Source organism: Cupriavidus sp. BIC8F (assembly GCF_032465815.1).
Classification (GTDB): domain Bacteria; phylum Pseudomonadota; class Gammaproteobacteria; order Burkholderiales; family Burkholderiaceae; genus Cupriavidus; species Cupriavidus necator.
This window is the reverse complement of sequence record NZ_CP136097.1, coordinates 37,487-61,999: the sequence shown is the minus strand read 5'-3', so window position 1 is coordinate 61,999 and position 24,513 is coordinate 37,487. Positions and strand designations below refer to the sequence as shown.

General features: G+C 63.2%; 17 protein-coding genes and 2 pseudogenes. 11 read left to right on the top strand and 8 right to left on the bottom strand.

Annotation, left to right across the window (positions count from 1 at the left end; all coding sequences use genetic code 11):
- Window positions 1-355: 355 nt before the first annotated feature.
- Window positions 356-1,222: a FadR/GntR family transcriptional regulator gene (locus tag RS901_RS36760; protein ID WP_410054269.1), complete on the bottom strand. Its 867-nt coding sequence runs from the start codon at window positions 1,220-1,222 to the stop codon at window positions 356-358.
- Window positions 1,223-1,386: 164 nt separating this feature from the next.
- Between RS901_RS36760 and RS901_RS36755 the strand changes: the two genes are divergently transcribed.
- The 7 genes from RS901_RS36755 to RS901_RS36725 are packed head-to-tail and all read left to right on the top strand — an operon-like array spanning window position 1,387 to window position 9,093.
- Window positions 1,387-2,370, top strand: coding sequence for a D-glycerate dehydrogenase (locus RS901_RS36755; protein ID WP_316157763.1), 984 nt, complete (start codon window positions 1,387-1,389; stop codon window positions 2,368-2,370).
- Window positions 2,371-2,407: 37 nt separating this feature from the next.
- A complete protein-coding gene (locus RS901_RS36750) occupies window positions 2,408-3,868 on the top strand; it encodes an NAD-dependent succinate-semialdehyde dehydrogenase (RefSeq protein ID WP_316157762.1) in 1,461 nt (486 codons plus the stop codon).
- Window positions 3,869-3,897: 29 nt separating this feature from the next.
- A complete protein-coding gene (locus RS901_RS36745; protein WP_316157761.1) occupies window positions 3,898-4,782 on the top strand; it encodes an NAD(P)-dependent oxidoreductase in 885 nt (294 codons plus the stop codon).
- A gap of 21 nt (window positions 4,783-4,803) precedes the next feature.
- Window positions 4,804-5,880, top strand: coding sequence for a tartrate dehydrogenase (locus RS901_RS36740; protein ID WP_316157760.1), 1,077 nt, complete (start codon window positions 4,804-4,806; stop codon window positions 5,878-5,880).
- The gene (locus tag RS901_RS36735) at window positions 5,877-6,890 is read left to right on the top strand and encodes a hydroxyacid dehydrogenase (protein ID WP_316157759.1); all 1,014 of its coding nucleotides are present in this window, start codon (window positions 5,877-5,879) and stop codon (window positions 6,888-6,890) included. Before RS901_RS36740 ends, RS901_RS36735 begins: the two co-directional genes overlap by 4 nt.
- Window positions 6,887-8,035 (top strand): mandelate racemase/muconate lactonizing enzyme family protein, encoded by a 1,149-nt coding sequence (locus RS901_RS36730; RefSeq protein ID WP_316157758.1) that lies wholly within the window; start codon window positions 6,887-6,889, stop codon window positions 8,033-8,035. Before RS901_RS36735 ends, RS901_RS36730 begins: the two co-directional genes overlap by 4 nt.
- Before the next feature lie 59 nt (window positions 8,036-8,094).
- Window positions 8,095-9,093, top strand: a complete 999-nt coding sequence (locus RS901_RS36725) for a tripartite tricarboxylate transporter substrate binding protein (RefSeq protein ID WP_316157757.1) — start codon at window positions 8,095-8,097, stop codon at window positions 9,091-9,093.
- 379 nt (window positions 9,094-9,472) lie between these two features.
- Here the strand turns inward: RS901_RS36725 and RS901_RS36720 are convergent, their stop codons facing one another.
- The 7 genes and pseudogenes from RS901_RS36720 to RS901_RS36690 all read right to left on the bottom strand — a co-directional run bounded on the left by RS901_RS36720 (window position 9,473) and on the right by RS901_RS36690 (window position 18,284).
- Complete coding sequence (locus RS901_RS36720; RefSeq protein WP_316157756.1) at window positions 9,473-10,447, bottom strand: tripartite tricarboxylate transporter substrate binding protein; 975 nt, start codon at window positions 10,445-10,447, stop codon at window positions 9,473-9,475.
- Between the two features lie 22 nt (window positions 10,448-10,469).
- A complete protein-coding gene (locus RS901_RS36715) occupies window positions 10,470-12,155 on the bottom strand; it encodes a dihydroxy-acid dehydratase (protein WP_316157755.1) in 1,686 nt (561 codons plus the stop codon).
- Complete coding sequence (locus RS901_RS36710) at window positions 12,152-13,486, bottom strand: FAD-dependent oxidoreductase (RefSeq protein ID WP_316157754.1); 1,335 nt, start codon at window positions 13,484-13,486, stop codon at window positions 12,152-12,154. Before RS901_RS36710 ends, RS901_RS36715 begins: the two co-directional genes overlap by 4 nt.
- 108 nt (window positions 13,487-13,594) lie before the next feature.
- Window positions 13,595-14,602 carry a LacI family DNA-binding transcriptional regulator gene (locus RS901_RS36705; protein WP_316157753.1) on the bottom strand — a complete coding sequence of 336 codons (1,008 nt, stop codon included), beginning with the start codon at window positions 14,600-14,602 and terminating at the stop codon, window positions 13,595-13,597.
- Window positions 14,603-14,739: 137 nt separating this feature from the next.
- A pseudogene (locus RS901_RS36700) lies at window positions 14,740-16,181 on the bottom strand (excinuclease ABC subunit A); the annotation flags it as partial.
- 134 nt (window positions 16,182-16,315) lie between these two features.
- Entirely contained in the window at window positions 16,316-16,447 is a 132-nt protein-coding gene (locus RS901_RS36695; RefSeq protein ID WP_316157752.1) for a hypothetical protein, read from the bottom strand.
- 936 nt (window positions 16,448-17,383) lie between these two features.
- A pseudogene (locus RS901_RS36690) lies at window positions 17,384-18,284 on the bottom strand (LysR family transcriptional regulator).
- Window positions 18,285-18,561: 277 nt separating this feature from the next.
- Here RS901_RS36690 and RS901_RS36685 point away from each other — a divergent pair.
- The 4 genes from RS901_RS36685 to RS901_RS36670 are packed head-to-tail and all read left to right on the top strand — an operon-like array spanning window position 18,562 to window position 24,509.
- Window positions 18,562-21,582 (top strand): xanthine dehydrogenase family protein molybdopterin-binding subunit, encoded by a 3,021-nt coding sequence (locus RS901_RS36685; RefSeq protein WP_316157751.1) that lies wholly within the window; start codon window positions 18,562-18,564, stop codon window positions 21,580-21,582.
- Window positions 21,579-22,394: an FAD binding domain-containing protein gene (locus tag RS901_RS36680; RefSeq protein WP_316157750.1), complete on the top strand. Its 816-nt coding sequence runs from the start codon at window positions 21,579-21,581 to the stop codon at window positions 22,392-22,394. Before RS901_RS36685 ends, RS901_RS36680 begins: the two co-directional genes overlap by 4 nt.
- Entirely contained in the window at window positions 22,391-22,963 is a 573-nt protein-coding gene (locus tag RS901_RS36675) for a (2Fe-2S)-binding protein (protein WP_316157749.1), read from the top strand. The genes RS901_RS36680 and RS901_RS36675 overlap by 4 nt, the downstream gene beginning before the upstream one ends.
- Window positions 22,956-24,509, top strand: a complete 1,554-nt coding sequence (locus RS901_RS36670) for an AMP-binding protein (RefSeq protein ID WP_316157748.1) — start codon at window positions 22,956-22,958, stop codon at window positions 24,507-24,509. The genes RS901_RS36675 and RS901_RS36670 overlap by 8 nt, the downstream gene beginning before the upstream one ends.
- The last annotated feature ends 4 nt before the right edge of the window (window positions 24,510-24,513 follow it).

The window sequence follows — 24,513 nt, the reverse complement described above, 5'->3', positions numbered from 1 at the left end:
GGGACGCTGCAGGCCACTCACAGCACTGGACCGTGCTGGTTCACAGAAACACCACCTCTCACGAGCGTGCCTCGGGTCACCCCGCGGACCCTTCGCGCATGAGCAGCACAACATGATTTGATTGATTAAAAGTATTGACCAACATGAATCGATGCAGTACAAAAATGGCTACGTATTCATTTTCTGGTCAGCGAAGGTCGAATGGAAGCGTCAATTGTTGTGCGACGCACCAGCCAGCGAGGGTCCGGTGATGGTTAGCAGGGGAAAACTAAGGGGGATCAGCCAAGAAGTACTGCCCGAGGCCCGTCGGCGCTCCCCCGGTGGAATGATCCGGTTCGTGAAGCGAAAGCCGCTTCTATTCGGCGTCGGTCCTGCCCCCTTCCCCAGCGCGCCGTATCACTGTCGAAAGGTCGGCACCCGCCAGTCTCTGCGCGGCAGTCCGGCTATCGCCAGTCCAGAAGTCCCGTTCGGCAGTGAGAATCCGCTCCTCTGTATTGCGCATGTGCAGGAAGGCCGCCTGGCGGGCGCGCTGCGGATCTTGGGTTTCGATCGCAGCGCAGATCTCCGCATGCTCGGTGCGGACATGCGCAGCCAGATCACTTCGCCTGGCTTCATTGCCGCGCGTGAGACGAATGGCGTCTCTCAACGCCCGCGTCAGCATGCCGAGTAGCTCGGTGTAATGGGGATTGCCAGTGGCACGGGACACCGCAAGATGGAATGCCAGGTCTTCTTCGACGCCGTCACCGCCCGCGCGCACTGCAGAGTCGATCTCGTGCAATGCGTTCCGGATGTCGTCCATTTGCCTTTCGCTACGGCGTTCCGCAGCCAATGCGGCCATTTCCGCCTCAATCCCTCGACGCAGTTCCAGGATTCGCACGACACCCAAGGCCGGGTCGGAACCGCCCCGTCCAAGGCGAAATACCTCTGCGGTCGCCGGATTGAGCACAACCGTACCGCTCCCCTGTCGGCTTTCCACGAGTCCCTCGGACTTAAGGCGGGAAATGGCTTCACGAATCACGGTGCGGCTCACGCCAAACTGCTCGGTCATGAACTTTTCCGTCGGCAGGCGCGCATTGACGGGGTACATGCCGCGCCGGATTTGCCCCGCGAGGTGTTCGGTGACGCGGTCCGCCAACGTAGGCTCAAAGCCGCTTTTCCCTGTCGGCAGCTGCTCTGCTTCCGCCAGATTTTCTGTCGTGCTCTGCACGGTAATGCTCCACATATCGATGCCACGCCGCACGCTTGTTGATGCGGCATCACTAGTTCACATGATAGCACCCCAAACAAATTTGCTTGACATACTCGTCATATGAATTTGTAATACAAATCACAAGAACACAACGACTTCGTGCGACGCTGTCGCAAACCAACGAGGAGACTGCATCAATGAAGGCCCAGGATCACAATCAGTCGCGCGAAAATGCTTACGTATGCAGACGTATGCCTGCGGAGATCGAAGCTGCACTGAAAGAGCGCTTCGTCGTAAAGCTCAACGAAAGCGACGAACTGACCGATTCCGCCACCATCATCGAGCGCGCCAAGGGTGCGAGCGTGCTGCTGGTAACCGCGACCGAGCGCATCGACGGCAACGTGTTGCGCGCACTGTCGCCCACCCTCAAGACGGTGGCCACCCTCTCGGTAGGCTACGACCACATCGACCTGGCCACGGCTGGCGAACTCGGCATCGAGGTTCTGCATACGCCTGACGTCCTGAGCGATGCCTGTGCCGAAGTCGCGCTAATGCTCCTGCTCAATGCCGCACGACGCGGCTATGAAGCAGATCGTATGGTTCGCAGCGGCCAATGGCCGGGTTGGGCGCCCACTCAATTGCTGGGCAAAGGCCTGGTCGGCAAGCGGCTCGGCATTTTCGGCATGGGGCGCATCGGCCGAGCCATCGCGACGCGTGCCCGAGCATTCGGCATGCAAATCCACTACCACAACCGCTCCCAACTCGGGCCGGAGGACGCCGAGGGCGCCATCTACCACGCGACCCTAGATGGCCTGTGTCGACACAGCGACATGCTGCTGGTCGCGGCACCGGGTTCACCACAGCTCAAAGGAGCGCTCGATCAGGCGCACATTCGCGCGCTGCCGCCTGGCGCTGTCGTCGCCAATATTTCCCGCGGCGACATCGTCGATGACGATGCGCTGATCGAAGCGCTGAACAACGGCCACGTCTTTGCTGCTGGCCTCGACGTTTTCGCCAACGAACCGAACGTCGATCCGCGCTACCGCGCCATCGACAACGTCTTTCTCAGCCCGCATATCGGCAGCGCAACGGAGGAAACGCGCAACGCCATGGGATGGCTTCTGATCGACGGGATCGAGGCACTGCGCCGCGGCGAACGACCCGCCAACCGGCTTTCCTGATACCCCCTTCAAGTCAAAGCGACCGGAGTTTCTTTTCATGCAGATCCAAAATCCCTCCCTCTTCCGCCAACAGTGCCACGTGAATGGCCAATGGGTAGACGCTGCTGACGGCGAAGTGGTGCCCGTCACAAATCCTGCAACAGGGCAACAGCTCGGTACTGTGCCGCGCATGACGGCCGCCGACGTCCAGGCAGCCATCGCCGCCGCGGACCGCGCCCTTCCGGCATGGCGTGCAACCAGCTCGCGCGAACGCAGCCGCCTGCTGCGTCGATGGTTCGATCTCTGCATGGCCCACCAGGAAGACCTCGCAACGATCCTCACGCTTGAACAAGGCAAACCGCTGAAAGAGTCCCGGGGTGAGATTGCCTACGGGTCTGGCTTTATTGAATGGTTCTCGGAAGAGGCACGCCGGATCTATGGCGACGTGATTCCCGCGCCGTCATCGGACCGCCGCATCATCGTCATCAAGCAGCCCGTCGGCGTCGTCGCCGCCATCACCCCATGGAATTTCCCGAATGCAATGATCACGCGCAAGGCTAGCGCCGCTTTGGCTGCAGGCTGCACGATCGTGATCAAGCCTGCCTCTGCCACGCCCTTCTCTGCGCTGGCGCTCGCCGCTCTGGCCAAGGAAGCAGGAATTCCTGATGGCGTACTAAATGTAGTCACGGGTTCCGCCTCTGTTGTCGGAGGTGAGCTCACATCGAGCCCTGTTGTGCGCAAGCTGTCGTTCACGGGTTCCACCGATGTCGGCAAGACACTCCTCGAGCAATGCGCCGGTACGGTGAAGAAGGTTTCTATGGAATTGGGCGGCAACGCGCCATTCCTCATTTTCGACGACGCCGACCTCGACGCCGCCGTCACCGGCGTCATGGCCTCGAAATTTCGTAATGCCGGTCAGACCTGCGTCTGTGCGAACCGCATCTTCGTCCAGGACGGCGTCTACGACGCGTTCGCAGAGAAGCTCAGGATCGCTGTGGAAGCTCAAGTCGTCGGCGATGGCATGGCACCGGGCGTGGATCTCGGACCGCTGATTGACGACGCGGCGATCGAGAAGGTTCGCGAACACATCGACGACGCGGTCTCTCTGGGCGCTCAAGTGTTCACCGGCGGCAAGGCCCACGCCCTTGGTGGCCGCTTCTTCAAGCCGACGATCCTCACGGACGTGTCGCCGAAGGCGAAGCTCATGAATGAGGAGACATTTGGCCCGGTGGCTCCCCTCATCCGCTTCAAGACTGAGGAAGAAGGTGTCGCAATGGCAAATGACACGCCCTTCGGACTGGCTGCCTATTTCTACACCACCGACTACGCCCGCTCCTGGCGCGTCGCAGAAGCGCTCGAATGCGGCATCGTCGGCCTGAACGAGGGCCTGATCTCAACCGAAGTCGCACCGTTCGGCGGTGTGAAGGAGTCGGGTGTCGGCCGGGAGGGATCCAAATACGGCATCGAGGACTACGTCGAGGTCAAGTACATCTGCGCTGGCGGCCTGGCATTGCGCTGAGCCACGAGACAACAATAGGAGACAGAATCATGAAGAAAACAGTGGGCATGATTGGCATTGGCATGATGGGCCATGGCATCGCGACGAATGTGGCAAAGCATGGCTATCCTTTGGTGGTCCTCGAGCACCCAGGTAATCAGCCACTCGACGCACTGCTGAAAGCAGGCGCGAAGACCGCACCGACTATCTCGGAACTCGCCGGCCAAGCCGACATCGTCATTCTCTGCGTTACCGGCTCCCCCGAGGTCGAGGATGTGCTTTTCAGCGCCCAAGGCCTCCTCAGCGCCTTGCGGCCGGGCACCGTGGTTATCGACTGCTCGACGGCGATCCCCTCCTCGACCGAGCGTATCGCCGCCGCCGTACAGAAGGCTGGCGGCAAGTTCATCGACGCGCCGATGACACGTACGCCCAAAGAAGCCGCCGAGGGGCGACTGAACCTGATCGTCGGCGGCGGCGAGTCGCTCTACCAAGAATGTCTGCCACTGCTGCAGAGCTTCGCCGAGAACATCACTTTCGCCGGACCTGTCGGCTCAGGACATCGGCTCAAGCTGCTGCACAACTTCGTGTCTCTGGGTTTCTCCGCCGTCCTGGCAGAGGCCGCCGCCTGTGCAGCACGCGCTGATGTCAGCCCTGAGGTCCTCGTCGATGTGCTGGCCAAGGGCGGTGGCGCCGGTGTCATCTTGGAACGACTGCGCCCCTTCATCGAGCGGGGGGACAGCTCCGGGTTCCGCTTCACCATCTCCAACGCGCTGAAAGACATGACCTACTACGACACGATGGCGAGCGAAGTGGGCGCCAGTCATGCGACTGCATCAGCGATCCGCGAAACCTATGCCGGCGCCTATGGCCAACGGTCCAACGGCACCGTGCCGGAGCTTGTCGCGTTGCTGGCCGAGCCGGCACCCGTTCGCTGATTGTCCACAGAATCCATCACCATGATTACAAACCAGCAATACAAGATTGCCGTCATTCCAGGCGACGGCATTGGCAACGAAGTGGTACCTGAAGGCATCCGGGTCCTGGAAGCCGCCAGCGCCAAGTTCGGCTTCAAGCTCGCCTTCACGACCTATGACTGGAGCTGCGCCCGCTACCATTCCCAAGGAAGCATGATGCCGTCCGACGGCATCGAGCGACTACGCGACTCTGATGCCATCTTTCTCGGCGCGGTCGGCTTCCCCGGCGTGCCGGACCACGTCTCCCTGTGGAACCTCCTCATCCCGATCCGCCGCGAATTCGACCAGTACGTGAACCTGCGACCGGTCCGGCTTCTGCCAGGTGTTCCGTGCCCGCTCGCGAACAAGAAGCCCGGCGACATCGACTTCTGGATCGTGCGCGAAAACACTGAAGGCGAATACTCGCAAGTTGGCGGACGCATGTTCGCCGGCACGGAGCATGAATTCGTCACGCAGGAGGCCATCTTCACCCGTCGCGGAACCGATCGAATCATGCGCTATGCGTTTGATCTCGCCAAGAAGCTCGGGAGGAATCACGTGACGTCGGCAACAAAGTCCAATGGCATCTTCCATTCCATGCCCTTCTGGGACGAGCGTTTTGCCGCAGTGGGTGCCGAGTATCCCGACATCCGCACCGACCAGTACCACATCGATATCCTGGCAGCGCGGTTCGCGATGTCACCGGAGCGCTTCGACGTCGTGGTTGGATCGAACCTGTTCGGCGACATCCTCTCCGATCTCGGGCCAGGTATCACCGGGACGATCGCAGTAGCGCCGAGCGCAAACATCAACCCGGAGCGGAAGTATCCGTCGATGTTTGAACCGGTGCATGGCTCTGCCCCGGACATCGCCGGACAAGGCATCGCGAATCCCATCGGTCAGATCTGGTCGGGGGCCATGATGCTGGAACATCTCGGACAGCCTGAGGCAGCGGCCGCGATCATGCAGGCCATCGAAACTGTCCTTATGCATCCCGATCGCGTCCATACGCCTGATCTGGGTGGAAGGGCCAGCACCCAGCAAATGGGTGCCGAGATCGCAAGGGCGGTGCTCGCATGACGCAAGCGTCCAGGGCAGCGAGTCGCGCACTTGTACTACTGACTGATCCCATCGTTCCGGAGGCGCATGCTCGACTGGCGGCTAACGCTGACGTCGAGTTACTGTCCCCGGGACTGACCGGCGCGGCAAGTGATCAAGCCCTTCGAGACCGTATTGCGAAGGTCGACGGTCTGATCGTACGGCGACAGCTCCCTGGCGATCTGTTCGAGCGCGAGCATCGTCTTCGTGCCGTCGTTCGTCATGGTGTTGGCGTGGACTTCATCCCGGTAGATCGCGCAACGGCTCACGGCATCCCAGTGGCCAATACGCCGGACACGAACTCGAACGCCGTCGCCGAATATGCGATAGCTGCCATGCTCGCAATGACTAGACGGCTGGCAACCTTCGACAAGGCCGTGCGTGACGGCGACTGGAACCGCCGCATGATCGCGGGAGAGCAATCCAGGGAATTACGCGGCTCCACGCTGGGAATCATTGGCTTCGGTGCCATCGGCCGCCGGGTCGCGGAGATCGCAGGGGCGGGTTTCGGAATGAAGCTGCTTGCAAATACGTCGACACCATCCAAGCTCCCGCCACACGTCGCCCCGGCAGAACTCGCCGAATTGTTCGCCCGCAGCGATTACATCGTACTCGCGTGCCCGCTTACCAAAGCAACAAGAGACATGGTGAATAAGGCGCTCTTGGCGCATGCGCGTCCGACTACCGTGCTCGTCAATGTGGCGCGCGGGCCAATCATCCAGCAGGCGGATCTGATCGACGCTTTGAGCAGCGGCACCATAGGTGGGGCCGTACTCGATGTATTTGAACAACATCCGCTTCCGGACGACAGCCCGCTTCGAGCTCTGCAGAACGTCCTTTTGACACCGCATATCGCCGGCCTGACCCAGGACGCCTCCATGGCCATGGGCCTGGCCGCTGCCGACACGATGCTCGCCCTGCTGCGAGGCGAACGACCACGCAACATCGTCAACCCCGAATTCAACGCCGTCAATCAGGAGACAACCAAATGAAGATCACCCGCATTACCGCAATCCCCCTGTCCTATCGTCTGCCCGAAGGAAAAACGGTCACCATGGGTGTGGGTAGTACGCTCAAGCGTGACGCGATCATCATCCGCGTTGAAACGTCCGAAGGCATCGTCGGCTATGGCGAGTCGCATCCCGGACGCAGTCCTGGCGCCATCACGAGCCTCATTCACAACACTCTGCAGCCGCTGCTGGTTGGCATGGACGCCACGGACGTCATTGGCACCTGGCAGCGCGTGCACCGCATGCAGTTCTCCAGTCACGGTCTTGGCGCCGGCGCCGCTCTGGCGCATTCGGGCATCGACATGGCACTCTGGGATATCCGCGGCAAGGCGGCAAACATGCCGCTCTACAAGCTGCTGGGCGGCTCGCGTCGGCGCATTCCGGCCTATGCGGGCGGCATCGCGCTCGGATATCAGCCTGCAGCATCGCTGGCCGAAGAGGCTCAGTCCTATATCGAACAGGGCTACAAGGCCGTCAAATTGCGGATCGGTGACTCGGTCAAGGCCGATATCGAGCGGGTACGCCATGTGCGCCGCATAGTCGGCGACGACATCGACATCCTGACCGATGCGAACACGGCCTACACGATCGCCGACGTGCGCCGAGTTATGCCTGTGCTGGCGGAAATTCAAGCGGGCTGGCTCGAAGAGCCGTTCGCCTGCAACGATTTCGCTTCGTATCGCGAGGCCGCCAAGATCTCCCCTGTCGTTCCGATCGCGGCTGGCGAGAATCACTTCATGCGATTCGAGTTTGCGCAACTGCTGGAAGCCGGTGCAGTCCAGGTCTGGCAACCCGACCTGTCCAAGACGGGCGGCATTACGGAAGGCATGCGGATCGCCGCTATGGCCTCGGCATTCCGCATCCCAATCAACGCCCACAGCTCCGCTACGGGCCTGAATCATGCCGCGACGCTGCATTTCCTCGCGGCAACCGAGAACGCCGGCTACTTCGAAGCCTGTGTTTCGCATTTCAATCCCTTCCGGGACATGTTCGGCAAGACCTTCGAAATCGGCAGTGATGGTTGCGTCCTCCCGCCGGAAGCACCGGGCCTGGGCGTCGAAGTCGACGAGGAAATCTTCAAGCAGTACCCGTCAATTGACGGTCCCGGTTACGTCGTCAAGTTCTGAGCAACTAAGCTCTGCAGACACCGATCCACCACATATAAAAGATGGTGAAGGAGACAAACATGCCTAGCAGAAGAACCGCGTGCAAATGGATTCTGTCATCCCTGGCGGGCGCCGCCGGCGTGACCGCGTTTGGTAGCGCCATTGGCGCTGCGGCCGATGCATACCCGGACAAGCCCATTCGCATCGTCGTGCCATATACCCCCGGCGGCTTCAACGACACCCTCGCGCGCACCGTGAGCGAGAAGCTGACCAAGCTCTGGAAGCAGCCGGTGGTCGTTGACAATCGACCAGGTGGCAACACATTGATCGGCAATTCGGTGGTTGCGAAGGCCGCCCCCGATGGCTACACGTTGCTGATTACGCCCCTCCCGTTCGCCGCACTTCCGGCGTTGTACGGCACGAAGCTTCCCTATAACGCGACGAAGGATTTTTCGCCGGTCATCTGGGCTGCCAGCACCCAGAACGTGCTGGTGGCACGAAACGACCTCGGACTTGCTACCATCAAGGACATCGTCGATTTTGCCAAGAAGAATCCCGGCAAGCTGAACTACGGCTCCACCGGATCCGGCTCCTCTAACCATCTGTCGATGGAACTCTTCGAGAAGATGACCGGTACAAAGCTGACGCACGTCCCGTATAAGGGCAGTGGCCCGGCTGTTGTCGCCATGCTCAGCGGTGAAATCGATGTGCTGTTCGACAACTTGCCCAATGTGATGAACCAGATCCGTGCCGGCAAGTTCAAGCCCGTAGCCGTCACCGGTCAGCAGCGATCCACCCTGTTGCCAAACGTGCCGCCTATCGCTGAATCGGGGGTGCCGGGCTACGAGGTAAACGTCTGGTTCGGCATTCAGGCACCTGCAGGCACACCGAAGGAGGTCGTCCAGAAGCTCAACCAGGAAATCGCGAAGGCATTGGCCGATCCGGAAATCGTGAAGCGATTCCGCGAACAAGGTGTGGAGGTCGTGGGTAGCTCCCCGACCAAATTCGCCACACTCGTGGAAGCCGAGATCCAAAAATGGGGGAGCGTGGTCCGCGATGCGAACGTCCGACTCGAGTAACCGCGGCGTCGGGAAAGTATCCGCACGGTAGCGGGCACGCTCAAATCCCCAAGCATTCCTCAATATCCCGCCGTTCGTCCGGCGGGATTTTCGTTTGTCCTCGCCCTGTCAGCGGACGTTGGCAGCGAACCGTTGCAATGCCGTCCAAGCTGTCGGACCCAATCCCCTTCTGCGCAGGCATGCCCGAAGAAAAATCCATGGACCGCCCATCGATCCTGAGCCATAGAAAAAGGCCCCGCAGATTTTCATCGCAGGGCCCTTTGCTTTGCACTTCCACTTTCCACACTGTTTGCTGAAGTCCGGTACAGCGCGGCGATCCAAAGACAGCGGCCATTGAGACCGGACGATGTCTCAATGGCCAATTACAAACCGAGGTGCCTTATTCAGCAACAACGTTTGCCGACTTTGCGACAGCACCCCACTTGTCGGCCTCGCTCTTGATATAGCCAGCAAACTCATCAGGCTTAGTTGCCACCACTTCGGCACCAAGCGTCGCCAGCTTGCTTTTCACTTCCGGCATAGCAAGCACCTTCATCAGGGCGGTGCTCAGTTGCTTGATGATTTCTGGCGACGTTCCGGCGGGTGCAACGAGACCGCCCCAGGAGGAGGCGTCGAATCCCTTCAGCACCGATTCATCGATTGTTGGTGCATTGGGGAACGCCGGCACTCGCTTCTTGCTTGCCACCGCCATGAGCTTGAGCTTGCCTCCAGTCACGAACGGCCGCGCAGCGACGGCCGTAGTGAACATCATGGATACCTGGCCGGCCATCACATCGGTCATAGCAGGGCCATCGCCCTTATAGGGCACGTGCATCATGTCCAGCTTCAGCCCAGAGTTGAACATCTCGCCAACCAGGTGGTTGGAGGAGCCATTGCCGGCCGAGGCAAATGTGTACTTCCCCGGATTGGCCTTGACTTCTGCCACCAGACCCTTGATATCCGTCGCCTTGACCTTCGGTCCGGCCACGAGGACGATCGGCACCGTGGTGGTTTGGCCGATTGGGGCGAAGCTCTTGTTGACGTCGTAGCCGAGGTGCGGGTAAATCGACTGGCTGATGGCATTCGGGCCGACGTTCGCCATCAGAAGCGTATATCCATCTGCCGGCGACTTGGCCACCATCTCCGCCGCGATATTTCCGTTTGCGCCGGGCCGGTTCTCGACCACAAAGGTGCCACCGGTGACTTCCTTCAGCTTTTCGGTCAGCACACGCGCCGTCGTATCAGACGCACCACCCGGCGGGTACGGCACGACAATGCGCACGGGCTTATCTGGGTAGGCTGCCATGGCGATGCCTGAGGCCAAGGCCGACGCAGCGATGGCCGCACGCCACGCAGTTTTGATCAGTGCATTCATGAGTGTCTCCTCCAGTTCTAGTTTATCGAGGATGGATGGGAATCAGTACCGCGCCTCTCGCGAGCGGTTTCACCGTCTTGCTATAGATGTTCAGCCAGCCTTGCTCCGTGGCGCCCTGGATCGGTGCTGCGTCGACTCGACGCGCAGCCATCTCCTTCTCATCGACAAGCAAGTTGATCTGCCGACCAGGAATGTCGATCTCGATCTCGTCGCCATCCTTGACGAGCGCCAAGGGGCCGCCCGCAGCCGCTTCGGGGCACACCTGACCGACGGCTACGCCGCGGTTCAAACCAGATAGCTGACCATCCGTCACTACGGCCACCTTACCATTGAAGCCCGCGCCTTCGACGGCGGCCACGAACGACGACGCCAAGGCCATGCCTGGACCGCCAATCGGCCCCATACCACGCAGGCACGCTACGGTCCCCTCGGCGATACGTCCATCCGCCAACGCAGCGATGGCTTCTTCCTGAGAGTGAAACACCATCGCTTTGCCACGGAAGCTCTCCGCCTTCTCGCCGGCATTGCCGAGCTTCAGAATGCTGCCTTCCGGCGCGAGCGATCCCTTCAGGATGACCAACGATGGCTTGGTGGAGACGGGATTGTCCAACGTGCGCAGGATGGACGGCGACGGCGCCTCGTACTCGTCGAGAATTGCCTTCCACGTCTTACCGGAGGCCGTCACGCACTCCTGCTCGATCATGGACGTCAGACGTTTGATCGTCGCCAGCGTGCCACCTGCCGCTTCGAGCTCCTCCGTACGGTGCGGACCATTGGGCTTGACGGTCGCAAGCAACGGCACCTCGCGGCCAAGCCGGTCGAACAGATCGTAGAGATCCACATCCGTTCCGGCCTCTTCCGCAACACCTTGCAGGTGACGAAGCACGTTGATCGACGTCGACAGGGCCAATGCAACGCGCACGGCGTTTCGGAAAGCCGCCGGCGTCAGAATGCTCCGGGGCGTCAGACCTTCATTGACCATCTCGACAATGCGTGCGCCGGCGGCGCGGGCTTGGTCGACCATCGCAGGAGAGTTGGCCAGCACCGGACTGGCGCCTGGAAGCGTCAGGCCCAATGCCTCGCAGACGATGTGCATGGAGTTTGCGGTCCCAAGACCGGCGCACACACCTGGGCTGCGCACGGCGCGCTTGCACATGCCGTCCAGGTCCTCGAAGGAGAGTTGCCCGGTCACGTGCATGCCGACCTTCTCGAAGACATCTTCGATGTCGACATGCTCGCCCTTGTACTGACCACTGGCCTGATAGCCGCAGATCACCACCAGTGTCGGAATGTTCAGCCGTGCCGCGGCCATCATTTGCCCCGGCGTCGTCTTGTCGCAGGACGCCAGGCAGACCATGCCATCGAGTTGTGCACCCTCCACCTGCACCTCGATGTCGTTCACGATCAAATCGCGGGACGGCAGGATGTAGCGGCCCTGCTTGCCTGCGCTGGTAATAAAGTCACTCGGGGCGGCGGTGCGGACCTCGAAAGGTACGCCCCCTGCTGCGCGGATCGCCGCCTTCACGTGGGCGGATACGCCATCAAGGTGACTGAAGCAGCTCGACAGCTCCGACGAGGTGTTGACCACCGCAATCTTCGGCTTGTCCAAATCGGCGTCGCTCAGTCCCAGGGCTTGCCATTGGGCCTTGCGCAGTGCCCAACGAGTCGTGCCCGGGGCGAAATTGCTACGGTACTTCGGGGAATTCATTGCAAGGCTCCAAGAAAGGCACCATTGTTTTCCAGCACCCGCTGGATATCGGAAGCCGGAACACGGTGAACGCTAATGCCGCGCGCCGCTGCCGTCGCAGCGGTATGCCCGGCCGCTTCGCCCATAGCGAAGCATTGCGCGGTTACCCTGATCGAGGCCTGTGCGCCATGTGTGGCAGATGCACACCGGCCAGCCACCATCAGGTTGTCGAAGCCTTCCAGCAGAAGCGAACGCAGGGGAATCTGGAAGTACGTGCCAGGCGGCAACCAGATCCATTTGGTCGCCCTGCCCGCAGCGTGGTCTTCCATTGGCCACGCACAGCACGCGATGGCATCGTCGAAGCGCGCTCCTTCGAGAACATCCCTGTCAGTCAGGACGTAGCTGCCGACGGTACGCCGACTTTCACGGATGCCGATTACCGCGCCCGTGTCCATGACAAAGGCCGATTCGAATCCCGGCACGTACTTTCGGAAGGCCTTCAGGTATGTACAGACTTGTTCCCGCCCCGCAATCTCAGCCCGTGACATGACGCTGAGGTCGAACGGGTTGGGCGATTTGCCGTCCACCGCCACTTTCGTGATGTTCAGATGCGCAAGCCCTGGCCGTTCGGCAAATACGCCACCGGCGGTGCGAGGAAGGTCGTAGCCGTCGGCGACAGCCTGCTCAAGCCTTTCACGAAGAGCCGGACGGCTCAGGCGGGCCAGCGAGTCCGTGTCTACGCCGCCGAACCGCACCATGGTGGTGGGAAACTGAAGGTCGCCTTCCGAAATTTCGCAAGGCGCGCCAGCAAAGCTCACCAGGTCGGCATCGCCAGAACAGTCGACGAATGATTTTGCGCGTATGGCGAGACGCCCCTCCTTGGTCTCTATCAGCACAGCGTCCAGTTCGCGTCCCTCCATGGCGACACCGACCACCATCGCGTGAAACAAGACCTCGACCTTGGCTTCCTGGACGAGTTGATCGAGGGCGACCTTCATGGCGAAGAGATCGTAGGGCAACGATGCCGTCTCCAGCCATCGAGTCGTCTCTCCGAGACCATCAAGGGACCGCAGTCGGTCGATGACCTCGTTGCAGAACCCACCCACAATCTGCTGCACCTCAGTATCGGTAACCGCGTACAGCCCGCAGATGCTGCCCAGACTCACCGAAGTCAGGGTGCCGCCAAGAAAGCCCTCGCGCTCCAGCAGCAGTACCTTGGCGCCCGTCCGCGCCGCGGCAATGGCGGCGGCCACCCCGGCCGCGCCACCTCCAACGACGCAGACATCTGCAGTGCGAAACACGGATGTAGACCGAGCTGGCTCGGACACCGCACCGAATGAATACGTAGTCATTCCGTCTCCGAAAAAATGCGCGATGCCGGGCCCCTACCGACCCGTATCACGCTTACTCACTAATTTGGTTACGTAGTCATTATATGCAGAATCCAGAAACTGCAAAGCTCAAGATGTTGTGCGTCGCAATACGAGGTCATTAGGAAGCACAAATGTATGCGGAGCCAGCTCCGGCGAAGTCATACGACGCTGGAGCCGGTCTACTACCTGCTCAACCATAGCCGGCAAGGGCTGTTGGACAGTGCTCAAGCTGATGCACTCCCACCGCGCCATGGGTATATCGTCATAGCCGACGATCCAAACGTCGGTCGGGACTTGCTTGCCACTGCGACGGGCGGCATCCAGGACACCGATCGCAACGATGTCATTTGTGCAAAACACTGCATCGACATCAGGGCGTTCTGCGAGCAGTGTCTGCATCGCCCGAAAGCCGAACTCGTAGCCAAAGTCGGCAGCGTCAGCCCGCACAAATGCGTTCCCCTGGCTCAACTCGCCAAGGCCCTCCATAAAGCCTCGCTCGCGTTCGCGGATCGTGCTTGCCTTGGAACTCTTGCTGGAGGCGGCGGAGATCAATCCAATGCACTTTCTGCCCGCAGACAAGAAATATTCGGCGACCCGCCGCCCGCCCGCATAGTTGTCGCTCACGATCGTGTCGAACAAGTCGGTACCCACAGAGCGATTGATCAGGATGATCGGCTTCTCGGCCGCGACCCGTGTCAGCATCTCCCTGGACTCATCCAGCGCAGCGGCAAAGATGACGCCATCGGTTGCGCTTTCGGCAAGCGCGCGCACCGTTGCCTCGTCCATCTTTCCTTCAAGCTCCCAGACCGTTGTGCGGAAGCCCCGACTCGCGAGTCGCTCGACCAGAAGTTGGAGCAGGAGCGGATACAACGGGTTGGACAGGCTCGCGATAACGACTGCAACCGTGCCGCTGCGACGCGTCTTCATCTGCCGAGCTGCCGCACTGGGCGAATACTCGTGGTCTTGTATGACCTTTAAGACCCGCGCCTTGGTTTCCGGCTTCACTGATGGCAAATCCTGAAGCACACGGGAGACGGTGGTTTGCGAAACCCCTGCCAAGTTGGCAATGTCGATGCTGGTAAGCCTCTTGCTCATGGTGAGGTCGGAACTACGCAGGTTACTGTAAATGCCCCGGATTCTAAACGAACACTCCGATGGCGCATCGATTCGGTCTGCGCTCGTTGACCGCCGCCCCTTTCCGTTTGCCTAGTCTCCTGAGTCGCCCGCCCACACAGGAGTGCCTGACTGACCAGGCTCGACTTGCCCGAACCCGAAACCCCCGTTACCGCCGTGAAGCAACCAAGCGGGATTTCCGCATCCACGCGGTGCAGGTTGTTGCGCGAGACATGGGTCAGCCTGAGCCATCCGGAAGGTTCACGCGGCGCACGCTGCTGCCGCTCCGGCGCGTCGAACAGGTAGGCCGCGGTGCGCGAGGCCGCGATCTCGGCGAGGCCGTCCGGCGGCCCGCTGTAGAGCACGCGCCCGCCATGTTCGCCGGCGGCGGGCCCCACATCAACGATCCAGTCCGCCTGGCGCATGGTCTGCGTATCGTGCTCCACCACAAACAGCGAGCCGCCGACCGCCACGCGCCGCGCCGTGTCTGCACGCGCTGCCTTGCGGCTCAGCACGGCGCCGGCGGCACCGGCCGGGCCGGGCGATTCGCCTTGCGCGATTGGACGCATGATCTCGGCCACGCGGGCCAACGGCAGGTGCGTGAATTCGCCGATGTCGAGCCCGGCGAACGTCACCGACAGCACCGTCTTCTTCAGCCGCTTGCCGTTGCATGCCGGGCAATCGCGCCCGATCATGTATTGCGCTACGCGCTTCTTCATCAGCGCGCTCTGCGTGGTGGCAAAGGTCTGTAGAACATAGCGCCGCGCACCGGTAAAAGTACCCTGATAGCTCGGCTCCGCCTTGCGCTAGAGCGCGGCGTGAAGCCGGCGTAGACCGGCACGGTGGGCTGTTCCTCGGTGAAGAGTATCCAGTCGCGATCCTTTTTTGGCAGGTCGCGCCAAGGCGTATCGACGTCGTAGCCGAGCGTGACGAGGATGTCGCGAAGGTTCTGCCCATGCCAGGCCGGCGGCCACGCGGCCACGGCGCGTTCGCGAATGGTCAGAGTATCGTCCGGCACCATCGACTGCTCGGTGACATCGTAGATTCGCCCGAGCCCATGGCATTCCGGACAGGCGCCCTCCATGGTGTTGGGCGAGAAATCCTCGGCGTACAGCATCGGCTGCCGCGCGGGAGAGGTGCCGGCGCGGGAGTACAGCATGCGCACCAGGCTAGACAGTGTGGTGACGCTGCCCACCGTCGACCGGGCGTTCGGCGTGCCTCGCTGCTGCTGCAGCGCCACCGCGGGTGGCAGGCCCTCGATGCTGTCGACCTCGGGCACGCCCACCTGATCAATCAGCCGCCTTGCATACGGCGCGACGGATTCGAAATAGCGCCGCTGCGCCTCCGCGTAGAGCGTGCCGAATGCGAGCGACGACTTGCCCGAACCGGACACGCCGGTGAACACCACCAACGCGTTGCGCGGGACATCGACATCGACATTCTTGAGGTTGTGCTCGCGCGCGCCGCGCACGCGGACGAAATTGTCCACCTCGGCAGGCGCAGACTCTGCCTCTCGGTCCGCATTGTCCAAACGCCGACGTGGCCGGATATCATCGCTCATACGCACCTTCGCTCGCACAATTTGCTGGCGGAGACCATGCACTTTGGGCTACTTGCCGCGGAGTTTGGTTGTGCGCTTGCGCGCGGGCCAGGGCGACGTCAGCGCAGCAATCCACACGTCCGTCGCCGCCTTGGTTACGGCGGCGGCCGTGGCCGTCTGACGTCTGCTTCGGCCATCGCGCGTTCGCGAGCAGCGCCGATCACGCCGTTGGCGCCGCTGAGCCACATGCTCAGCATCGGGTTCTTCTTGAGCCATGGGTTCTTCATCGCATGCTCCTTCGGACGATAGCCAGCCTGCCGATGCCGCAAGGCAGCAGGAAGCATGCCAGTGACACTACCGATCTACTGGAGTTCACCGCACTGCTCCGAACACCAACTTATCAAACAGTGTAGGCAAGGGTTGAGATACTGCTCATACTTGCCGAGCAGACGCCCGTCATCGTGCGCACGGATGCGTGGACAAGCGGCTCCTTACCCTGCGGAAAGAGAAGGCGAATCACGCAATTCCGCATGGCGGCGCAACTGCCCATGTAGCCTCGCCGTATGAGTTCTTGCCAGATCAGTTCAGGAAAGCGACAGCCGTGGGCGATTCGTTCCTCGATATAGCTAAGATAGGGATCCAAAGGCGTCGGACCCCGCGCCCTCGGTGCGCGCTCCGGAAAGGCTCCCGCGGTGACGAAGTTGCGCACGGTTCGCGTTGGTCAATTGAGAGCCCGAGCCCGATTCCTTTCATCGAGCCGCCCTGGGCGCGTAGCGCCATCACCCGCTCGTACAGCGCCAGCCGCGCAGCGCGTCGCTGATCGCTCTGGCGCTGCCACGACTGCAGTGAATCGCGGCTCAGCACTCGCTGCCGGCCCAGGGTCACGCCAGCGACCTCGACTTGCTGCGCGGCATGGCGCAGTTGCGGCCAGAGTCGGTACAGCAGCCTCTCGACGTTGTCATGCAGGTTGCTCAGCAAATGCCAGCGATCCAAGACTTGCTGGGCTGCCGACAGCGCGATGTTCACCGCGTCGGATTAGGCCCCGGCCCGGTCCCTGGCGACGATCTCGATCGATGGGTACGCACGCATCCACGCTGCCACTGCAATGGTCTCGATCTGCGCTCCGAACAAGTTGCCAGGTCTCGGCGTCGTAGGCTGTTCGCTTTTTAGACAGGTAAGGCCCATGCAGCCGACCGAGGCAAGTCGTGCCCCTCCCCTTGCCTTCACAATCGGCCAATCCCCGAAACCCGCCGGATTTCCTCGGCCACGATAGCGATCAGCGCTTCCGTGGCCGTACTCAAGGGCCGCTGTGGATGGCTGACGCAAACTAGGTGCCGCACGATGCGTGGAGCAACGATGGCATGTGTTCGCAACCGGCCATCCTCCACGGCACGCTGCACGACGATGCGCGGCAGGACCGTGGCGAAGCGCGTAGCTTCCACAAACTGGACGATGGTGCCGAGAATGTCGATCTCGAACTTCGGCGCGAGGGTAACGTCTTCGATCTGGGTGGCCGTGTCCAGCACCACGCGCAAACCGTGCCGCTTGGTCGGCAACACGAGTTCCACCCCCGGCAGCTTCGCCAATTCCACGGCCTCCGGCAGTTCGGGGCCGTGCGCAGCGCTGGTCACGAGGACCATCTCCTCGTCGTGCAACGACTGCATCTGCAACGCCAGCCGGCCCCGCTGCCGGTGCACCACCGCGGCATCGAGCTGGCCGGCGGACACGAGATTCCGCTGAAGCCGTCCGCCACAGAGACCTCAACGTTCGGATAGCGCGCGTTGAAGCGCGCCAGCGACCCCACCAGCACGCTCTCCGTCTCCGAGGCCACCATGCCGATCGTGATGCGGCCGGCCATCTGTTCTTCCCGCGCTGCAACATCTGCTGCCGCGCGTTGGTGAGGTCGCGCACGATGGGCAGGAAGAGCCGGTACATCATGCGCCCGGCGGCGGTAGGCACCAAGCCGTGCGGAATGCGCTCGAACAACTTCTGCCCGAATTCCTCTTCCAGCCGGGCGATCTGCATGCTGAGCGCCGGCTGCACGATGTTGAGTCGCTTGGCCGCGCGGGTGACCGAGCCGTCCTCGAACAATGCGATGAAGTACTGGATTTGCTTGAGGTCCATGGGTTCAAGATATCAATAACACCAAATGCTTGCATCATTTTCTGTAATGCATCATTCCTCATTGGAGTGCACTGAAAGTCTCTTAAAGTGACGGTTTTCCATCACTTTTCATGGAGAAATCGCTAATAGCGCTTAAGCTTCACATCATAACTAATGATCGAGTGCATCAAAATTCAGCATTAGAAATTATAGGTAGATCTCTCCTAATCTCCGTTTGACGTCGCACGGTCCTGTCCGCCTTCCGGCCCCGGTTCCGTCGCGTGAAACGGAGTCGCATATGAAAAGATTCGATGCCGGCGAAACGACCGGCACGGTACAGGAGACACAGGAGACCCGGCAGGCACCCCACGTCGGTCGCCCAATGGCGCGCGTCGAGGACGCCGCCATCCTGACCGGCCGCGGCCGCTATGCCGACGACCTCGGCGTCAGGCCCGGTACGCTGCACGCCGCCATCCTCCGCTCGCCGCACGCGCACGCCGAGCTCGGCGCCATCGACTTCGCGGCGGCACTGAAGGTACCGGGCGTGCGCGCGGTGCTGACGGCCGCTGACCTGCCCGCCTGGTCCCGGCCCTTCGTTGTCGGCGTGAAGGCGCCGATGGAGCAGTGGGCGCTGGCGATGGATCGCGTGCGCTACGTAGGGGAACCAGTGGCCGTAGTCGTGGCCGAAAGCCGCGCGCTGGCCGAGGATGCGCTCGACCTCGTGCGCGTGGATTACCGCGCGCTGCCACCGGTGGTGTCGATCGAGGCTGCCGTGGCAGGCGACGCCCCCGTGCTGCACTCCGGCCTCGGCAGCAACGTCGCCAGCGACCGCCATTTCTGCTACGGCGACCCCGAGGCCGCATTCGCCGCCGCGCCGCACCGCGTGACGCTGACCGCGCACTACCCGCGCAACACCTGCACACCTATCGAGTGTGGCGTGGTAATTGCCGAACACTTGCCGGGCGACGAGGGCTACCAGGTCACCTCCAACTTCATGGGGCCGTTCTCGCTGCACGCCGTCATGGCGATGGCCCTGCAGGTGCCCGCCAACCGCCTGCGCCACGTCGCTCCGCGCGACTCGGGCGGCAGCTTCGGCGTCAAGCAGGCGGTGTTTCCCTACGTGGTGCTGATGTGCCTCGCTTCGCGCAAGGCCGGCGCGCCGGTGAAGTGGGTGGAGGACCGGCTCGAGCATCTGAGCGCCGCCACCTCGGCCACCGCGCGGCTCTCCACCCTGGAAGCTGCCGTCGAGGCCGATGGCCGCATCGTTGCCCTATCGTACGATCAGCTCGAGGACTGCGGCGGCTACCTGCGCGCGCCGGAGCCCGCTACCTTCTACCGCATGCATGGCCTGTTGACCGGCGCCTACGCGATCCCCAACCTGCTGGTGCGCAACCGCGTGGTGTTGACCAACAAGACACCGACTGGCCTTGTGCGCGGCTTCGGCGGGCCGCAAGTGTACTTCGCGCTGGAGCGGCTGGTACAGCGAATCTCTGTGGAACTCGGCCTCGATCCGCTCGACGTCTACCGCCGTAACTTCGTGCCCGCCGACGCCTTTCCGTATCGCGCGGCGGCCGGCGCGTTGCTCGATTCCGGCAACTACCAATTGGCGATGTCTCGCGCCCTGGAAGCGGGGGCTTACGATGAACTGAAGCGCCGTCGCGATGCCGCGCGCGCCGAGGGCCGGCTGTACGGCATTGGCATTGCTGCCATCGTCGAGCCGTCGGTGTCGAACATGGGCTACATCACCACCGCCACACCGGCCGAGGCACGCCGCAAGGCTGGGCCAAAGAACGGCGCTATCGCCAGCGCTACAGTCAGCGTCGACCTGCTCGGCGGCGTGGTAGTGACCGTCGCCTCCACGCCAGCAGGACAGGGCCACATGACCGTATGTGCACAGGTCGTGGCCGATGTACTCGGCATCGACCCCGCGGACGTGGCAGTCAACGTCGAATTTGATACCCACAAGGACGCGTGGTCCGTCGCTGCGGGCAACTACTCCAGTCGGTTTGCCGGCGCCGTGGCCGGAACCGTGCACCTGGCCGCTACGCGTGTGCGCGACAAGCTGGCGCGCATCGTGGCTTCCCACCTCCGTTGCGACCCGGCCGAACTGGTCTTCACCAACGGCCGCATTGCCCGCAAGAGCACTTCGCCCGCGCCGCCAGCAACGCGCCGCACTGGTCGGTCGCCGCAACTCCTGCCAGCCGGTGAGGAACCCGGCCTGCGTGAGACCGTGTTCTGGTCACCGCCCAACCTCGACGCGCCGGACGAACAGGATCGCGTCAACACGTCCGCCTGTTACGGCTTCGCCTTTGACCTGTGCGGCGTGGAGATCGACCGTGCCACCGGCCGCGTGCGCATCGACCGCTACATCACCGCGCACGATGCCGGCAAGCTGCTCAATCCGGCACTGGCCGACGGCCAGATCCGCGGCGCCTTCGCGCAGGGACTCGGCGCGGCGCTGATGGAGGAGTTCCGCTATGGCCCCGATGGCAGCTTCCAGTCCGGCACGCTGGCCGACTACCTGCTGCCCACCACGTGCGAAATGCCCGACCCGGTCATCGTCCATCTGGAAACGCCGAGCCCGTTCACGCCGCTCGGGGCCAAGGGGCTCGGCGAGGGCAACAGCATGAGCACACCGCCGTGCGTCGCAAACGCCGTGGCGGACGCACTCGGCGTGCGCGACATTCGCCTGCCACTTACGCCCGCCAGGGTGATGGCGATGATCGGCTTTGACGATCCGCCGCCGTCGCGCCCCGAACTGGCCGAAGCGGCGAAAGAGGCAGCACCTGCAAACGGCAAAGGCGGCAAGGCCGCGAAGGCCCTGAGCGCACGCGGGACGGTCGATCTCGACGCCACACCGGAAGCCGTCTTCGCCGTCCTGCTCGACCCGAAGGCGCTGGCCCAGGTCGTGCCCGGCTGCCACGCGCTCGAACGCATCGGCGAGAACCGTTACCGCGCGGACGTAACCGTGGGCGTGGGCATGATCAAGGCGCGCTACGAAGCCGAGATCGCGCTGTCCGACCTGGAGCCGCCGCACCGGCTACGGCTGGCAGGCGCCGGCCTGTCCTCGCTCGGCAGCGCACGCGGCTCCGGAATGGTAGAGCTGACCCCGCACGGCGACGGCACCCGTCTCGCGTACGACTACGAGGCCGAGGTGTCCGGCAAGGTGGCGGCCGTCGGCGGCCGCATGCTCGAAGGCGCGGCCAAAGTGGTGCTGCGCCAGTTGTTCGAATCGCTCGGCCGGCAGGCAGGCGGCAAGCCGGTGCGCAGTCCCGGCTGGATCGCTCGCCTGCTGGCGCTCCTGGGAGTCCGTCGATGAATCCCGCCGCGTTCGACTACCTGCGCGCCGAATCCACACAGCACGCGCTGGAGACACTGGCCCGTGCCGGCGAGGACGCCCGCATTCTGGCCGGCGGCCAGTCGCTGATGGCCGTCCTCAACATGCGGCTCGCGCAGCCGCAACTGCTGGTCGACATCTCTCGCACCGCCGACCTCAATACCGTGCGCGTAGAATACGGCCATCTCGTGGTGGGCGCCGCCGTGACGCAGGGCAGCGTCGAATGGCGCGCATCGCTCTCCGACGAGGTACCGCTGCTCGCGCTCGCCTTCCCGCACATCTCGCATTTCCAGATCCGCAACCGGGGCACGGTGTGCGGCTCCGTCGCGCACGCCGACCCCAGCGCAGAACTGCCGCTGGTGCTCACGGCGCTCGGTGGCCAAGTCGTGCTGCGCTCCTTGCGCCGCCGCCGCGTGCTGCCGGCCGCCGGGTACTTCCAGGGAATGCTGATGACCGCGCGCGAGCCAGACGAACTGGTGGAAGCCGTGCGCTTCCCGCTGAGGCGGCCTGGCGCGCGCTACGGCTTCATGGAGTTCTCGGCCCGGCATGGCGACTTCGCGCTGGTCGCGTGCGCTGCGATCGTCACCGACGACGCCATCTCACTGGCCGTGGGCGGCGTGGCCGACCGGCCAGTACTGGAGAGCTGGCCACGCCTGCAAGGCAAGGCGCTGGCCGAGGCCATCAACGATTTCAGTTGGAAGCTGGGCGCGCAGGACGACGCCCATGTTAGCGCGCAGTACCGCCGCCACTTGGTGCGGCAATTGGGCATGCGCGTAATCGAGGAGGCAAGATGAGCAAGACCATACGTGGCGCGCCAGCCGGCACGCTCTCAGTGATGCGGCGCGACGAGCGCCATCGCGTCGCCCTGACCCTGAACGGCAGCGAGCGCAGCGGCCTGTGCGCTCCGCGCGAGCTGCTGTCCGACTTCCTGCGTCATGAACTCGGCGCCACCGGCACGCACGTCGGCTGCGAGCACGGCGTCTGCGGCGCCTGCACGGTGCGCGTGGACGGCGTAGCCGCGCGATCCTGCCTGATGCTGGCCGTACAGGCCGACGGCCGCGCCATCGACACCGTCGAGGGCCTCGCGCCGCGCGAAGGCCTGGGCGACCTGCAGGAAGCCTTCCGACGCCACCACGCCCTGCAGTGCGGCTTCTGCACGGCAGGCATCCTGATGTCGTGCGCGGACTACCTGGAACGGGTGCCCGAGCCGACTGAGGCGCAGGTGCGCGACATGCTGTCCGGCCACCTGTGCCGCTGTACGGGCTACACGCCGATCGTCGCCGCGGTCCTTGATGTCGCGGCCAGCCGGGCGCGGGCACGCCACGTCGAAGCGACGACAGTCGGGGAGACCTGCGATGCTTGATCTCGGCCGCACTTTCCTGCAAAGCGTGGAGCGCAGCCCCAGCGCCCCCGCCATCGTCGACGGCGACCTGCTGCTGACCTACGAGCAATGGCTCGCGCGCATCCGCTGCGTGGCCGCCGGCCTGCACGACCTCGGCCTGCGCCCCGGCGATCGCCTCCTGGCCATCCTGCAGAACCGCTGGGAAGCGGCTACGCTGCACTGGGCCTGCCAGTTCGCCGGTGTGGTCATCGTCCCGCTGAACTGGCGCGCCAAGCCGGACGAGCTGGACTATTGCGTGCGCGATGCCGGCGCCAGGGCACTGGTGTTCGAGCCCGTCAGCGCCGACGCCGTGCTGGAGAGCTCCGCCGCGCAGGAGATACCCTGCTTCGCACTGGACCATGCGCCAGGCGGCTCGCTGTCATTCGACACCCTGCTCGACGTCACACCCCGGCTCGACAGCACATTGGCCGCAGCCGACGACATCTCGCTGATGCTGTACACCTCCGGCACCACCGGCAGGCCGAAGGGCGTGCCGCGCCGCCACCGGCAGGAGCGCGCCGCCGCCCTGGCTCACGTCGCGCAGAACCTGTATCGGCGCGGCGAGCGCACGCTCGGCGTGATGCCGCTGTACCACACGATGGGCGCGCGCTCGCTGCTTGCCATGGCGCTGGTGGACGGCCTGTTCGTCTGCGTGCGGCGCTGGAGCCCATCGCAGGCGCAGCAGGCCATCACCGACTATCACGTGAGCTGCCTTTATCTTGTACCTACGCTGTACCACGACCTGCTGGCCGACCCGGGCTTCGACAGCATGGGTGTCCGCACGGTCACCAAGCTTGGCTTCGCCGGCGCGGCGATGAGCGACGGTTTGCTGTCACGGCTCGAACAAGCATTCCGCCCGGAGTTGTTCGTCAATCACTACGGTTCATCCGAGGTGTACACATTCAGCATCGAGCAGCGCGCGGGGCGCAAGCCGGGCAGCGCCGGTCGCGCCGGCCTCAATACACGGCTGCGCGTGGTACGGCTGGACGCCACTTCGCCTGAGGCGGTGACCACTCCCGGCGAAGAGGGTCAGATCATCGCCGACCTGCGCGGCGATGAAGCGTTCGAAGGCTACTGGAACCGCGACGACGCCAATGCAAAGTCGCTGCACGAGGGTTGGTACTTCACGGGCGACATCGGCTACTTCGACGCCGACGGCGATCTCTTCGTAACGGGGAGAGTGGATGACATGATCATCAGCGGCGGCGAGAACATCTCGCCCGCCGACATCGAGTCGGTTCTCTCCCTGCATCCGGCCGTGGATGAGGTGGCCGTGGCCGGCCTGCCGGATCTCCGCTGGGGTCAGAAGGTAGTGGCCTTCGTCAAGCCACGCGGCTGCGTCGACGCCCAGGCGCTCGACACCTTCTGCCGCGGCTCCGACCTCGTCAATTTCAAGCGCCCGCGCGACTACGTGTTCGTGGCCGACCTCCCGAAGTCGCCGGTCGGCAAGATCCTGCGCCGCAAACTGTCGGCCGGTGAATACACCTCGCTTTCCAGCCCTTCTTCCAACGTCCCGACCAAGGAGTAACGAC

What these genes read in the sequence shown, in the direction of transcription:
- RS901_RS36750 (WP_316157762.1), top strand. Translation starts at nt 2,408, where the DNA reads ATGCAGATCCAAAATCCCTCCCTCTTCCGCCAACAGTGCCACGTGAAT.
- RS901_RS36715 (WP_316157755.1), bottom strand. Translation starts at nt 12,155, where the DNA reads ATGAATTCCCCGAAGTACCGTAGCAATTTCGCCCCGGGCACGACTCGT.
- RS901_RS36740 (WP_316157760.1), top strand. Translation starts at nt 4,804, where the DNA reads ATGATTACAAACCAGCAATACAAGATTGCCGTCATTCCAGGCGACGGC.
- RS901_RS36760 (WP_410054269.1), bottom strand. Translation starts at nt 1,222, where the DNA reads ATGTGGAGCATTACCGTGCAGAGCACGACAGAAAATCTGGCGGAAGCA.
- RS901_RS36675 (WP_316157749.1), top strand. Translation starts at nt 22,391, where the DNA reads ATGAGCAAGACCATACGTGGCGCGCCAGCCGGCACGCTCTCAGTGATG.
- RS901_RS36735 (WP_316157759.1), top strand. Translation starts at nt 5,877, where the DNA reads ATGACGCAAGCGTCCAGGGCAGCGAGTCGCGCACTTGTACTACTGACT.
- RS901_RS36730 (WP_316157758.1), top strand. Translation starts at nt 6,887, where the DNA reads ATGAAGATCACCCGCATTACCGCAATCCCCCTGTCCTATCGTCTGCCC.
- RS901_RS36720 (WP_316157756.1), bottom strand. Translation starts at nt 10,447, where the DNA reads ATGAATGCACTGATCAAAACTGCGTGGCGTGCGGCCATCGCTGCGTCG.
- RS901_RS36710 (WP_316157754.1), bottom strand. Translation starts at nt 13,486, where the DNA reads ATGACTACGTATTCATTCGGTGCGGTGTCCGAGCCAGCTCGGTCTACA.
- RS901_RS36755 (WP_316157763.1), top strand. Translation starts at nt 1,387, where the DNA reads ATGAAGGCCCAGGATCACAATCAGTCGCGCGAAAATGCTTACGTATGC.
- RS901_RS36685 (WP_316157751.1), top strand. Translation starts at nt 18,562, where the DNA reads ATGAAAAGATTCGATGCCGGCGAAACGACCGGCACGGTACAGGAGACA.
- RS901_RS36745 (WP_316157761.1), top strand. Translation starts at nt 3,898, where the DNA reads ATGAAGAAAACAGTGGGCATGATTGGCATTGGCATGATGGGCCATGGC.
- RS901_RS36670 (WP_316157748.1), top strand. Translation starts at nt 22,956, where the DNA reads ATGCTTGATCTCGGCCGCACTTTCCTGCAAAGCGTGGAGCGCAGCCCC.
- RS901_RS36705 (WP_316157753.1), bottom strand. Translation starts at nt 14,602, where the DNA reads ATGAGCAAGAGGCTTACCAGCATCGACATTGCCAACTTGGCAGGGGTT.
- RS901_RS36725 (WP_316157757.1), top strand. Translation starts at nt 8,095, where the DNA reads ATGCCTAGCAGAAGAACCGCGTGCAAATGGATTCTGTCATCCCTGGCG.
- RS901_RS36680 (WP_316157750.1), top strand. Translation starts at nt 21,579, where the DNA reads ATGAATCCCGCCGCGTTCGACTACCTGCGCGCCGAATCCACACAGCAC.
- RS901_RS36695 (WP_316157752.1), bottom strand. Translation starts at nt 16,447, where the DNA reads ATGAAGAACCCATGGCTCAAGAAGAACCCGATGCTGAGCATGTGGCTC.